8 protein-coding genes, 1 pseudogene and 1 riboswitch are annotated in these 14,271 nt (G+C 45.8%); of the genes and pseudogenes, 4 read left to right on the top strand and 5 right to left on the bottom strand.

Going from position 1 to position 14,271, the window contains the following annotated elements; translation table 11 throughout:
* Window positions 1-169: 169 nt before the first annotated feature.
* The 4 genes and pseudogenes from CIK99_RS15200 to CIK99_RS04430 form a co-directional block, all read right to left on the bottom strand.
* Window positions 170-328 (bottom strand): hypothetical protein, encoded by a 159-nt coding sequence (locus CIK99_RS15200; RefSeq protein ID WP_158215900.1) that lies wholly within the window; start codon window positions 326-328, stop codon window positions 170-172.
* Window positions 329-364: 36 nt separating this feature from the next.
* Entirely contained in the window at window positions 365-1,444 is a 1,080-nt protein-coding gene (locus CIK99_RS15715; protein ID WP_254047721.1) for a hypothetical protein, read from the bottom strand.
* Window positions 1,445-1,468: 24 nt separating this feature from the next.
* A pseudogene (locus CIK99_RS16010) lies at window positions 1,469-2,350 on the bottom strand (leucine-rich repeat domain-containing protein); the annotation flags it as partial.
* A gap of 102 nt (window positions 2,351-2,452) precedes the next feature.
* Entirely contained in the window at window positions 2,453-4,069 is a 1,617-nt protein-coding gene (locus CIK99_RS04430; RefSeq protein ID WP_094380513.1) for an AAA family ATPase, read from the bottom strand.
* Between the two features lie 411 nt (window positions 4,070-4,480).
* A riboswitch (cobalamin riboswitch) is annotated at window positions 4,481-4,709 on the top strand.
* A 38-nt stretch (window positions 4,710-4,747) separates the two neighbouring features.
* Between CIK99_RS04430 and nrdD the strand changes: the two genes are divergently transcribed.
* From nrdD to CIK99_RS04410, 4 genes are all read left to right on the top strand, one after another.
* Window positions 4,748-6,841, top strand: coding sequence for an anaerobic ribonucleoside-triphosphate reductase (gene nrdD, locus CIK99_RS04425; protein ID WP_094380183.1), 2,094 nt, complete (start codon window positions 4,748-4,750; stop codon window positions 6,839-6,841).
* 4 nt (window positions 6,842-6,845) lie between these two features.
* Complete coding sequence (nrdG, locus tag CIK99_RS04420; RefSeq protein ID WP_094380181.1) at window positions 6,846-7,322, top strand: anaerobic ribonucleoside-triphosphate reductase activating protein; 477 nt, start codon at window positions 6,846-6,848, stop codon at window positions 7,320-7,322.
* 132 nt (window positions 7,323-7,454) lie between these two features.
* Window positions 7,455-8,141, top strand: coding sequence for a PD-(D/E)XK nuclease domain-containing protein (locus CIK99_RS04415; protein WP_371590944.1), 687 nt, complete (start codon window positions 7,455-7,457; stop codon window positions 8,139-8,141).
* 768 nt (window positions 8,142-8,909) lie between these two features.
* On the top strand, window positions 8,910-11,924 hold the full coding sequence (locus CIK99_RS04410; RefSeq protein ID WP_094380177.1) for a C10 family peptidase: 3,015 nt from the start codon (window positions 8,910-8,912) through the stop codon (window positions 11,922-11,924).
* An 86-nt stretch (window positions 11,925-12,010) separates the two neighbouring features.
* On the opposite strand, the gene bglX is transcribed toward CIK99_RS04410, so the two are convergent.
* Window positions 12,011-14,269, bottom strand: coding sequence for a beta-glucosidase BglX (bglX, locus tag CIK99_RS04405; RefSeq protein WP_094380175.1), 2,259 nt, complete (start codon window positions 14,267-14,269; stop codon window positions 12,011-12,013).
* Window positions 14,270-14,271 lie beyond the last annotated feature (2 nt).

The raw sequence follows: 14,271 nt of genomic DNA, 5'->3' as shown, positions 1-14,271 counted from the left end.
TAAGTAGTATGCAAAGTTACAGACCACAAAAGTACATAAATAATTGCAGACTTTCGCATAAATCAACGAAAATCTGCAATTAAATGATTAAAAACGGATGATTTATCCTGTTTTTGATTCAAAATGCCAATTATTCCACTAATTATTGTCCTTCGACAATCATTGACTTTTATGCCATAATGCCGTCGGCGGAAGGATAGAAGATTCCGGCGTAGCCGCCTCCGTTACCATTTTTACCTGTACCGGGTTCATTGCTGCCAGCCAATATGCGGGTTGGCATAATGTCATACTGCTTCATTAATGGGGTTTCATACTTTTTTTTCTTCATTGTATTTTCGTTCTTAAATGTTAGTACTCTTCATTTTTATTCCACTACCACCTTCTTGCCATTCACTATGTACAAGCCCCTTGACAGAGTGCCTTTTACGGCACGGCCGTCGATGGTGAAGGTGCCCTCTGCGGCTGACTTCTTCAGCACAACAGGCATCACATTGAGGATGCCGGTGGTGTTGTCGTCGTCGTCGAAGATGCCGATAGACATGAGGATGGGGGCAGCCTGATTGCTCTTGTTGGTGATGTTGAGATACATGCGGTAGGCGGGGAAGTTGGTGTCGGCGCGCCGGTTGCCGAACGAGCCGTCGGTATTGAATGTGTAGTAGGTCTCGTCGAAGTCGGTGCGGGCGTCGAGGGTGCCGCTGCATGTCACGTTGACATCGGGGCATTGGGTCATCAGTCCCGACTTGCCGTCCCAGTCAACCACGGTGAGCGGTGTTGTGGCTGGCGTTGTGGTCATGCGGCATAACACGTTGTTCTGCAGCTTCACGTCGGTGTCTTTGGTCTTCACGAAGAACGGGGTGCCGGCAGGAATGCTTTCGCCTTCGGGGTTGAGCAGCATCAGGATATACATGTCGGTGGAGGTGTTGTGGATGATGTTGCCTTGCGCAACATATACCTGCTCAAACTTTTTCTGGGCATTGGTCACAGGGAGGTCGAAGGGCAGGCACATCGTGGCGTACTGGCCTGCTTCGCTGAATGTGCGGCTGTAGGTGATGTCGCCTGGCAAATAGCAAGTTTTGTCGCTTGATGTCAATGTGGTATTGTCGCCATCCACGATATTCACCTTACCTCTATTTACAAACACCTTGTCGGCATATTCTCCGGCATTAGAGTGTATTGCGTTATATCTCTCCTCAGGCACCAAGATACAGCTTATCTCTTGTTCACTGAATGCATCTTCCCTGATTGAACTGACGGGAAGGCCGTAAATATTATCAATTATGTTCACTATACCGTCTTCAAACGAAGCACCAACCTCTGTTCCTATCACTTCAAATTCCGCTGCGTTGCTTCTTACAGCATATTTGACGTCGTTGATTGTTTGGGCCTGATTGTCGGAAAGGGCTTCAAAATTAGCGTTGATGCCTTTAGTTTTATATTCTTCCACTAATGATGGTAAAACGTAAATAGTAGAAATATTTCCCTCCGAACATGGATTATTATCTATCGATATTATGGAGGAATTATATAACTCTATGATAGTTTCATTACAATTATAAAATGCCCCTTGATTAATTTTCTGTATAGTTCCTGAGATTTTTATTCCAGCAATACAATCAGAAAATGTAGATAGACCAATATTGACATTGTTTACTTCCAAGGAGATATTTCCTCCTTTTATATTATAAAAGTTAATCTCATCAATAATCGTGATACCACGTAGATTAGCATTCACTTGAAAATTCTCGTGATTATTTACATTATAAAAAGCATTATTTAAAATATATTTAACATTACCATACAAATTCACAGTGCCATTAAAACTTTTGAATGCACTAGAACCTATTGTCTCACACTCGAGATTGTTGAATGTCAAATTCAACCCTCCATTGCCACACTCCCAAAAAGCGCCTTCTCCAATATTTGTTACATTATTAAATACTATATTACCTGTAAGAGCAGAGCATCCCGAAAAAGCTTTATACCCTATTTTTGTAATATTCTCGCCGCCAATGATTGACGTGAGAGAAGATTTTCCTACAAAAGCGTGATCACCGATTTTGGTAACTTTATATTCCTGACCACCGTATGTCACGCTGGCGGGAATGTTCAGCACTGAAATATCTTCGGAAGTAGCGCCAAGAAGAGTAGCTGTATTGTCGCTATACAGCTTGTAGTTTAGCCCAGTGCCATCTGTCACCGACTCCTGTACCACATTCTGTGCCCATCCAGGCAATGCCGTGAGCAGGAATGCAAATATAACCAACAGATAAGTTCTGCACTTTTCACCAATCCCCACTAACACTCTAAGGTTAAGGAAGTTACTAACATGGTTTTTTGTTGTCGATTTCATAATTAATTTATTATATTTTTAAGTCCATATATTATTCATCTGCAAATATACATAATTATTATTTATATGCCTCTAAAATATCACGTTTTTTGTATTTATACTTTACACACGAATTTTGAAACTCTCGATTTTGCAAGTGTGCAGCTTTGTTTCTCTGTCGTAATTGATTCCCACGAGTAGTATGTCGCCGGTGTATTCTGCAATCTTTGCGGGATATTGCTTGCGCTTTATCTGGTCGATGGCAGTGTCGGCCGTGTTGTTGAATTTGAGTTCGATGACGAGGGCTGGCTTGCTGACGTTGCGACGCGGAATCATCACAAGGTCGGCATATCCCTTGCCAGTGGCATACTCGCGATGGATGACGTATTCATTTCTTGCCCATATATATGCTACTGTGAGCACACAAGCCAAGGAGTTCTCATCGTTGTAGGCGAGGATGCTCGTGTTTTCGTCGTGGGCAAGGTCGATGGCTTGTGCCACTGCATTCTCGTTGCCCGCGATGGTGGCGTCGAGAAGGTTGCGCGAAGCGGTTATTGCATCTGCAAGTCTTTTCCAGGAGGTGTCTTCCACTGCATTCAAGAGTTCGTCGGTTACCTCCTTGTTGGGCACGTAGCACTGCTGTTTTTCATCGTCGTATGCCAAGTAACCAAGGTGTATGAGCACTGTGAGAACATCGTTCTTACTCCTGACAATGTTCATGTCGTTCTGAAATTTTGAGGTGTTGACATACACGCGTTCTCCCGCCAGCATACGGATGATGTCGTCCTTGAGCCCGTCGAAGTTCATCTGTATATATGTGATGACCGAGTCGTAGGCTCCCGTTGTAGTCCAGTAGCTTCGGCATGAACCACGTTGCAGGGCTTTCATCACGGAATAAGGGTTGTAGATGGATTTCTCCCTGCCGATGTTATATCCGTCGTACCACATCTTAAGGTTGTCCATAGATGCGTTGTATCTCTCTGCCAGCATCTTAACCTCGTCTTCAGTAAATCCATAGCAAGCGGCAAGGAAAGCCGGGTCGATCATTGAATACTCGCAGAAATTGTTCAGCGCCGATTCGGTGTTGTATTTCTTTATGGGCAGGATGCCAGTGAGATATGCCCCGGCGAATACCTCGTCGGAATCCTGTGTCTTGAACAGACGGCGGAGTAGCATGACATATTCATCGAGTATGGTGGGTGTGACAGTATCAGGGTCTCCCTTCATCTTCTGTCGCTCGGGGAACTCGCGGCAGATGGCGTCCCACTCGTCGATGATAAAGAAGAATTTTTCTCCTGTGGCTTGGTGGATGGAGGAAAGAACATCCATAAGGTCGGAATTGTCTTTGTATTTTACATCGGGAAAAACCTCTTTAAGTTCATTTATTATCTCTTCCTGGATAACTCTCACGATGTTTTTCCTGACTTCCGGCCGTGCTGTGAATGATGTCACGTCGAGATAGAGCACGTTGTATTTGTTGAGATATGTCTCGAATGTCTTGTCCTGCTCGGCCTTTAATCCGCGAAACAGTTCGCGCGAGTCACACGACTTGTCGTAATAGGCACAAAGCATCTTTGCCGCCATCGACTTGCCAAATCGACGGCAGCGGGTGACACAACTGTACCGGCTCTCGGAGTTTAGATTAGCATTTATCAGCGGTATCAACGATGTCTTGTCAACATATTCGTGAGACACGATGTCTCTGAAAGCTTTATTACCTTTGTTTATATATGTACCCATGTTTTTCTGACTGTTGCAGGAGTGATATGCCCACAATTCGGAAGCAAAGATAGTGCAAAAAATCGATTTAGCGAAGAAAAAGAGAATAAATTATCTTTTTTGAGCGTAAGATTTTTATTTAAATCGAAGACAAAACAAAATAAAAGTCCAAAAACTTTTATTTTTTTTGTTGAGATGCAGCCTATCTTATCTAAAGATAGTGCAAAAAATCGATTTAGCGAAGAAAAAGAGAATAAATTATCTTTTTTGAGCGTAAGATTTTTATTTAAATCGATGAAAAAACACAATTTGCAAAGATAAGGATTGATAAGCATTAAAAACTAATTATTGCGAGAAGCAGTTTAGATTGCAAAAAAGCATGTTTTTGTACTTTTTTTCTTCTTTTCTTCTTCTTTTTCAAGAAAATCATATAATTTTGCAACCGCATTTGGTTCTCCCCCTCAGAGATGATATTTCTGAGGCTACGGAGCTAAGATGGGAACGCAGTGAGAATCTGCGACATTACCCGATGCTGTAAGTCCTTTTTTGAAACCGACCAATAATGTCACTGGATAGCAAAACACCAGAGTTTTGCAGATGTCCGGGAAGACCGTGTCGTTGAGGATAAGTCAGAAGACCTGCCATTTGCCAGTAGTAACATGTGTCTGCGGGATTACGGACACGCAAATAACTGAAAACATGAATAATTTTACAATTACGAAAAGAGACGGCTCAAAGGCTGTCTTCTCCTTGGACAAGATTATGAGCGCAATAGCAAAAGCGTTCGAAAGTGTAAACCAACCTGCTGACCTCGGCACAATCTCGAAGATTCTTTGCCAGCTGAAGATGCATGACGACATCACGGTGGAAGACATCCAAAACCAAGTGGAAGTGGCACTCATGAAAGAGGGGCACTACGCTGTGGCCAAGTCATTTATGCTCTATCGTCAGGCACATACCGAGGATCGCGAGACACTCTCCAAGTTGCAGTTCCTCTCCGACTACTGCGAATCTGTCAACGCTGCCACCGGTTCTAAATACGACGCCAATGCCAACGTAGAGCATAAGAACATAGCCACCCTAATAGGAGAACTGCCAAAGTCAAACTTCATCCGCCTCAACCGCCGCCTGCTCACTGACCGCATCAAGCGAATGTATGGCAAGGATTTGGCCAACGAGTATATTGATAAACTCACTCACCACTTCATATACAAGAACGACGAGACAAGTCTTGCCAACTACTGTGCCAGCATCACCATGTATCCATGGCTCATCGGAGGCACCATAGCCATAGGAGGCAACTCTACAGCTCCCTCTAATCTAAAGAGTTTCTGCGGCGGCTTTGTCAACATGGTCTTCATGGTGTCAAGTATGCTTTCTGGAGCCTGCGCCACACCTGAGTTCCTCATGTATATGAACTATTTCATAGGCTTAGAGTATGGAAAAGACTATTGGCAGCATGCTGACGAGCAGGTTGACCTCAGCCTTAAGAAGCGCACACTCGATAAGGTTATCACCGACTACTTCGAGCAGATTGTATATTCACTCAACCAACCAACAGGTGCGCGCAACTACCAGGCAGTCTTCTGGAACATAGCCTACTACGACCGCTACTACTTCGAGAGCATCTTTGGCGACTTCTACTTCCCCGACGGTTCAAAGCCCGATTGGGAAGGACTGTCATGGCTACAGAAACGCTTTATGAAATGGTTCAACAAAGAGCGCACACGCACCATGCTCACCTTCCCGGTAGAGACAATGGCACTGCTCACCACTCCCGAAGGCGAGCCTATGGACGAGGAGTGGGGCGACTTCACAGCCGAGATGTATTCAGAAGGCCACTCCTTCTTCACATACATGAGCGACAACGCCGACTCCCTCTCGTCATGCTGCCGCCTGCGCAACGAGATAACAGACAACGGATTCAGCTACACACTCGGAGCCGGAGGTGTGTCAACAGGATCGAAGAGCGTGCTGACCATCAACCTCAACCGATGCATCCAGTATGCCGTAAACAACAACATAGACTACCATGAGTATCTTGAGCAAATGGTAGATCTCTGTCACAAAGTGCAGCTCGCATACAACGAGAACCTCAAGGATCTTCAGTCGCACGGCATGCTCCCACTCTTCGACGCCGGCTACATCAACATCTCCCGACAGTACCTCACCATAGGCATCAACGGACTGGTAGAAGCAGCAGAGTTCATGGGACTCAAGATAACTCCAAACGATGACTACAAGAACTTCGTCCAGGGTATCCTCGGCATCATAGAGAAATACAACAAGAAATACCGCACGAAGGAAGTGATGTTCAACTGCGAAATGATTCCAGCCGAGAACGTAGGCGTGAAGCACGCCAAGTGGGACCGCGAAGACGGCTACTTCGTTCCACGCGACTGCTACAACTCATACTTCTACATCGTCGAGGAAGATTCACTCACTGTCATCGACAAGTTCAAGCTCCATGGCGCCCCATACATCGAGCACCTCACTGGCGGCTCAGCTCTCCACATGAACCTCGAAGAGCATCTGAGCAAGCAACAGTATGCACAGCTTCTCCGTGTGGCAGCCAAGGAAGGATGCAACTACTTCACGTTCAACATCCCCAACACCGTCTGCAACGACTGTGGACACATCGACAAGCGTTATCTCAAGGAGTGCCCGCACTGCCACTCCAAGAATATAGACTATATGACACGCATCATCGGCTACCTCAAGCGCGTGAGCAACTTCTCAAAGCCACGTCAGGAAGAGGCATCAAGACGTTACTACGCTCAGGGAAAAATGTAAAAGCATGAAATACGTCAACTCCTCAATAGTTTTTCAAGAAATACCTGACGAGGTGACCCTCGCCATCAACATATCCAACTGTCCTTGCCGCTGTCCCGGTTGCCACAGCCCTTACCTTTGGACTGACACGGGCAGCGCGCTCACGACAGACACCATCGACAGCTTCATGGAGGAGTATGGCAGCGACATCACATGCATAGCATTCATGGGAGGCGATGCCGAGCCGGAAACAATAGACATGCATTCAGCATACATCCACCAGACGTACCCCACCATGAAGACGGCATGGTATAGCGGACGCGCACAGCTCTCCCCTCTCGTCAATCCATCCAATCTCGACTACTACAAGCTCGGGCCTTACCTCCGTCACCTCGGTCCTCTCAACTCACCCACCACCAACCAGCGTCTCTATCGCAAGAAAGCAGACGATACTTGGGAGGACATAACCCGACGACTGCAGAAATCAGTTGTAACTACATAATGAAGTTAAAGACAATAGTATTTTAGCTCCCGTCAAGGAGTTTATGAGGCCAGAACATACGTCTTTTTTCGCTTTGCTCAAGCCGTGAAGATGGGTTTGTGTATGTTGACAAGACGGCATTAGTGTATGACCTTGTCACGATGGGGAAAATCTATTTCCTCAGCCCCCGAGTTTGTTGATTATAAGGCAACAAAGCAAAGGCCTTTGCCCATGCTTTATCAGAGCGGTTATCTGACCATCAAGGGGTACAACCAGCGCAGAAATACTTATCTGCTCGATTTCCCCAATGAGGAAGTGAGAAGCGGAATGGCATCGGCTCTCGCTGCTGATTATTTCGGAAATAAAAGCCGATCATCGACATGGCTTGACAACGTTAGTGACTCGTTGGAGGCAGGCGACCTCAAAAAGTTCAAACTTCAACTTACTGCCTTCCTCGCCAACATCTCCTATCGCTTCCAGCGCAAGCAGGACGCTATGGAGTGCGAACGTCACTTCCAATACACCTTCTATCTCATCATGTGCTTGCTTGGCAGATATAACACATATATTGAGAAGGAGACGAGCCAAGGGCGCATTGACTGCATACTCGAGTGTCCCGATTATGTATATATCTTCGAGTTCAAACTCAACTCTACTGCTGAAGTAGCATTGAAGCAGATAGAGGAAAAAGGCTATGCCCTTCCTTACGCAGCTGACCCACGCAAGATATATAAGGTAGGCATAAGTTTCTCGTCAGAGACAGGCACTGTCAATGATTTTGGATATAGTTATATGACAAATAACCGGGATTATACCCATATTTCTTCAAAAAACAGTTAAAATATAGTTAAAAAACCATTCTTCTATCACTACTATCACGCCTTCTATCACTATTTAACTATCAGATAATAAGAATGTTTGTCTCATTAGTGATAGAAGTGATAGAAGAAAATTAAAATTTATAGAGTGCGCACGTGCGTACGCGCGCGTAGTACAAAGACACGAAGAGACAATGATTATGGGTACCTCTTAATAGTTACCCCAATGAGTCGGTGTCTGATAAATAGTAATAAAAGTATAAGGATAACTGGACTAAAACTGACATGATAGTCATATTTAATGTATCTTTGTACCGTATTGGTTTTATGTTCCGCACTGCGGAACGTACGTTCACCACTGTGGAATGTGTGTTCCGCACTGCGGAATATACGTTCACCACTGCGGAACATAAAACAGAAGCGTATCCTTAGTAAATCTCTAAGGGCTATCCGATATAATATAGACAGTAGATAATAAAAACAATTACAACAATAGTGAGTTAACTTACAATAATAGGTATGATTTGACGTGGAGGATAAAGTAGGTTCATCCGACATTTCGAGTGATGACATATAAAAACACTCTTAATCTCATAAACTCTGTGGTTAAAAAATCACTTCCGAAACTTAAGTTAATTATTATTAAATATTAACTATAAACGTCTCATATCTCGAATATTTTCGTAAATTTGCAAAGCAATAAACCATTAGGAAACTGAGGGTTAATAGGTGACTAAAAAGAATAAACGGTTATCTGATTTTAAGAATTAATCAATTAATACATATTATTATGAGAAAAAACATCTTTGTGCTATTACTCAGCATCTTAGCATTCCAGATTTGCTTAGCGGCTCCGCGTAGCTACAAACAGGCAAGGGCTATAGCCTTACAGAAGGCGGCGGCACTCGGTGTTGTCAATCCAAAAGCCTCACTCAGCAAACAATCGCCTGGCGGTGCAGAGGAGACCGATGGCAAGGCTTTCTACCTTTTCAACAATGGTGGGAACAAGGGATTTGTCATTGTTTCTGGCGACGACCGGCTTCCCGAAGTGATTGGCTATGCCACAAGCGGAACAATGGCAGAGGACAACATGCCAATACAGCTGAAATCGCTGCTCGATACCTTCGAGAAGCAATATGGGGAGATGGCTGGCGACGACACAAGATTAGAGAGTGCAATGGCAGAACGCATGGCTCTCGCTGAATCTTCGGCGGCAGCAAAAGTCAGCGTCAGTCCGCTGCTCGGAGATATCATGTGGGATCAATCTGAACCGTTCTACAACATGTGTCCTATATCAGAAGGCAGGCATTGCGCCACTGGTTGTGTTGCCACGGCAATGGCCCAGGTGATAAGATACTACAGATATCCAACACAGTTGAAGAATAATATTCCGTCATATACAAGTAAAAGTGGTTTTACTTCATCGGAAATAACAGCATCATCAACAACGTATGATTATAATAAAATGCTGGGGCAATATGTAAGTGGAAATTATTCTGACGAACAAGCCTCTGCAGTAGCAACACTTATGCTTCACTGTGGTTGTGCTGTTCAGATGGAATATGGCGTTGCTGGATCATATGCCATCACAAGTAGTACCTCACATGTGCTTGGAGCGTATTTCGCTTACGACAAATCCACTCTTGCTTTCGTGGACAGGTGTGATTACTCGTTGGAGGAATGGTGTAGTATTATTGACCACGAACTTTCGAACAACCGCCCGATAATTTATGATGGTCGCACGCTGAGCGGTGCAGGTCACGCTTTTGTTTGCGACGGAGCCAATGGCGATGGTTTCTACCACATCAACTGGGGATGGAGTGGATCTGGGAACGGATATTTCGACATCTCACTCCTTAACCCATTTGATGCCGAAAGCACAACAGGTGCTGGAGGATATAATATAGGTATGGGAATGACGATAGGTATAAAGCCATCTACCCAAACAGGAACTGCACCAATAGCTAAAGCTAAGGGCTTAGATGCCTATGTAAAAAGTGTTGATATGGAAAACCGTACTGTAAACGTAGATGTTTATAATATGTCATATAATGATTTTACAGGTTGGGTGGCTTTGGCTGTAAAGGAAGGTACAGGCCACAAACTGATTTCAGGCAAAACTACCTCTTTTAAACTTTCTGCCCAATCTATTAATGGAGTTTATAATTTTAATAGTTCTTCACTGACATTCAACCATAGTTTTCCTGTGGGCACAACAAAGGTATATATGGTATATGGAAGTGGGGAAACAGTGATTGATGAATGTGGTGGCAAATATGGAAAACCGCACTTCTATGTCACGTCAGATGGAACAACTACAACATCATCACTCACAGGCTATTCGTTGTCTGCTACACTGTCTTCCGATAAAACTATTTATAATGGAATAAACAACGGCCTGACCCTAAAAGTGACAAATAGCGGAGTGGAGGAATACCTTAACAATGCGAAAGTATATATATCAAGTACAGATACAAAGCCAGATGAGGCTTCGATCACTTTGTATTTGGCAGTGCCTGCAAATGGAGGAACCACAACTCGCGTCCTGACTGTTAACCCATCAGAGCAAGGATACTTGTATGTTTGGGTTGACGATGGCAATGGTAATTCTTTGATTACCGCGCAGAAATTCACTGTTGAAGCAAACTCAGATCCAGTACTTACTCTCGTCGCCGTAGAGTCTAACGCCACTGCCGACAGATACGAGACAAACAATGCATTTATAAAAATTGGTAGTGCAAAATATCGTGTCAAAGCACCAAAGACATTCGATGAATCTGCAACATTTACGTTCAAAATGGAAAACACCGGTGGAGCAACAAATTGCAGTGTGCTAATGCAATTAGAAGGTTTTGACGGGGAAGGACAAATAGTTCAAAAAATGGTAACTGAACGGATAGAAAAGAATGAGACAAAGACATTTACCATAACGGCAACCCCTAAGGAGGTTGGAAGTAGATATATAATATGTGTTTTCTGTATTTTAGACGGTAAATTATATACTTCTCCGACATGTTCTGAGTCTTTGAAGGAATTATCAGTCTTATCAATAGATCCTGAAGGAGTAATAATCACGCATGACAAGAACTACTCCGCAGTATATGTTCCCAAAACAACCTCACACGCCACCAACCTCGGCAACAACTCCACATATTGGGCAACATACAGCAACCAGACAGCAGACACTGAGCTTGGTGTGGAGACAGGAAGGGAGCTGACACTATACAACGTGACGGTGAGCAACGGACAGATGGCACTGACCCCACGCACCGGCGACTATGCCTATAAAGTGGCTAAGGGCGAGGCGGTTCTAATGAAGACCGACGGAGAAAATGTTAAGGTGGAAGAGATTGGCACTGAAAACGGCTTGGCTATACAAGGCAGTAACGACCTTAAAGCCACACCTGCCGAGAATACGTCAATTCAGGCTACAGATGGTAAGATATTCTACCGACTTACCTACAGCAACATGAACTCTAAGAAGGACCTCGGCTTCTATAAGGCTGTAGCCACAGTAGGTGGCACAAAACATACCGACGGATCGTGGATAAACGCCACGCCAAACAAGGGCTACTTAGACATTAGCAAAACAGCCGCAACAGGTGTCAACGCATCGTCACCGACAAGAGGTTTCATCTTTGACGGCGACGACAACACCACTGCCATCGACGACATAAGCGTGACAGACGGCGACATGGGCGGCGACAACGGCAACGAGCCTCTCTTCAACCTGCAAGGCCAGAAGGTGAAGAATGTAGGCAAGGGTGTATATGTAAAGAAAAACAAGAAAGTAATCATCAAGTAATAACTTTATATCTATACTACTATAGGACACGAAAAAAAGGTTGCGCATGATGCGCAACCTTTTTTGGCTCATATATTACACCTCGGTCATTCAACGAGCGTAAACTTCAGACGCTGTATGTCGCGGCTGTTGCCGCCTACCATCGCCTCAAAGTCGCCTGACTCTGCCACATACTGCAAGTCGCTGTTGTAGAACTTGAGCATATCGACATCAATTGTGAAATTGACATCGCGGCTCTCACCCGCCTTCAGCAATATTCGTTCAAAGCCCTTCAACTCCTTGACGGGGCGGCTTATTGTGGCTGCCACGTCGCGGATATAAAGCTGAACAACCTCGTCGGCGTCATACTTGCCAGTGTTCTTTACGTTGACAGTGAGAGTGAGCTTGCCATTTGCGTTCATCGTCGTGCCGCTCAAGCGTGGCTTGCCATATTCAAAGGTGGTGTAGCTCAATCCATAGCCGAAAGGATAGAGAGGATCGTTGCGCACGTCGATATAATTGCTCTGAAACTTACGATATTCCCCTGTTCCTTCAGGCACAGGACGACCAGTGTTGAGATGGTTGTAATAGATAGGTATTTGGCCGAGAACCTTTGGCATGGTCATGGTGAGATGACCAGAAGGCGACTTGTCGCCGAAGAGCACGTCGCAGATGGCGTCTCCAGTCTCAGAACCGCCAAACCACACATTGAGTATTGCCGGCACATTCTCTGCCTCCCACGACATGATGGTGGGACGGCCGGAGAAGTTGAGCAGGACGACGGGTTTGCCCGTTGCCACAAGAGCCTTCAGGAGTGACATCTGCACGCAAGGCAAGGAAAGGTCGGCTCGCGAGGAGCTCTCGCCACTCATCTCAGCCATCTCGCCCATGGCGCACACTATCACGTCTGCCTCAGCGGCTATGCGCAGAGCCTCGGCCTTAGCCTCAGCGTCATCCACACGAGAGATGGGACGACCGAAGGTGGCTCCTTCCTGTATCTTCTCGTCTGCATAGATATTGCATCCCTGGGCATAGAGCACCTGTGCCTTGTCGCCCACATAACGCTCCATAGCTTCCTTCAATGTGGAATATAGTTCGGGAGTGTCGCCAGTTGACCAGCATCCCACCATATTCGAGCGGTTGTCGGCAAGAGGGCCGATAAGAGCAATCTTACCTTGTTTCTTCAGAGGAAGGAGGTCTTCATTTTTAAGTAGCACAAACGTCTCTGCAGCCATGTCCCTTGCTGCCTTTCGATGCTCTTCGGTATAGAGGTCGGTCTTCAGGCGCTTTGGTTCGCAGAAGCGATAGGGGTCGTCGAAGAGTCCGAGTTTGTACTTGGCTTCGAGCACACGACGGCATGCGGTGTCGATGTCGGCCTGTGATATGCGTCCCGACTGCAGCAGTCCTGACAGTTGGGCGATGAAGGCATTTGAGCACATGTCCATATCTGTTCCTGCCTTCAAGGCACGCTCGGAGGTGACAGACTGGTCGCCGATGCCATGCACCACAGCCTCGTTGATCGAGCCATAGTCGGTGACAACGAATCCGTCGTATTTCCAGTCGTTGCGCAGAAGGTCGGTGAGCAACCATCGGTTACATGTGGCGGGAATGCCATCAACCACATTGAACGACGACATAAACGAACCCGCTCCTGCCTTGGCGGCAGCCTTATATGGCTCAAGATACTGATTATACATCCTCACTCGACTCATATCCACCGTGTTGTAGTCACGACCAGCCTCGGCGGCTCCATACAATGCGAAATGTTTTACGCATGCCATGGCGTTCTCCTTGCCATAGTTGCCCTGATACCCCCTGACAAGAGCCTCGCCAATGCGGCAACCGAGGAACGGATCCTCGCCGGCTCCTTCAGCCACTCGTCCCCAACGAGGGTCGATGGCAATATCCACCATAGGGCTATACACCCAGTTGATGCCCTGTGCCGTAGCTTCTTTGGCGGCAATACGCGCTCCGTTCTCTATGGCCTCGAGGTCCCACGAGCAAGACTGTGCCAATGGTATGGGGAACACGGTCTGGTTGCCATGGATTACATCCTGGCCGATGAGGAGCGGAATGCCCAAGCGACTTTTCTTTATAGCTATTTGCTGCAAGTCCTTGATTTTGTCCTGTCCCTTTACGTTGAGCACCGCACCGAGCTTACCCTCGGCAGTGAGCTGCGCCAACGGACTATTCATCACTGCACCAGTGGTGATGTCGCCACCAGGCAACAGGTTGAGCTGACCAATTTTCTCTTCGAGAGTCATCTTCGACATCAGTTCGTCGATAAACTCATTCATCGGTTTCTTTTGGCCGAATACCGACGTGACTGTCAGTATCGCCATAATGAACAATGCTGTTTTCTTCATAT

The organism is Prevotella sp. P5-92 (genome assembly GCF_002251245.1).
GTDB lineage: Bacteria > Bacteroidota > Bacteroidia > Bacteroidales > Bacteroidaceae > Prevotella.
Note: the sequence above shows the minus strand (reverse complement) of the source record. Positions and strands in the feature narration are given on the sequence as shown.

Bases quoted from the DNA above. Each gene is read 5' to 3' on its own strand.
- bglX (WP_094380175.1), bottom strand. From the start codon at position 14,269: ATGAAGAAAACAGCATTGTTCATTATGGCGATACTGACAGTCACGTCG.
- nrdD (WP_094380183.1), top strand. From the start codon at position 4,748: ATGAATAATTTTACAATTACGAAAAGAGACGGCTCAAAGGCTGTCTTC.
- CIK99_RS04410 (WP_094380177.1), top strand. From the start codon at position 8,910: ATGAGAAAAAACATCTTTGTGCTATTACTCAGCATCTTAGCATTCCAG.
- CIK99_RS15200 (WP_158215900.1), bottom strand. From the start codon at position 328: ATGAAGAAAAAAAAGTATGAAACCCCATTAATGAAGCAGTATGACATT.
- nrdG (WP_094380181.1), top strand. From the start codon at position 6,846: ATGAAATACGTCAACTCCTCAATAGTTTTTCAAGAAATACCTGACGAG.
- CIK99_RS04430 (WP_094380513.1), bottom strand. From the start codon at position 4,069: ATGGGTACATATATAAACAAAGGTAATAAAGCTTTCAGAGACATCGTG.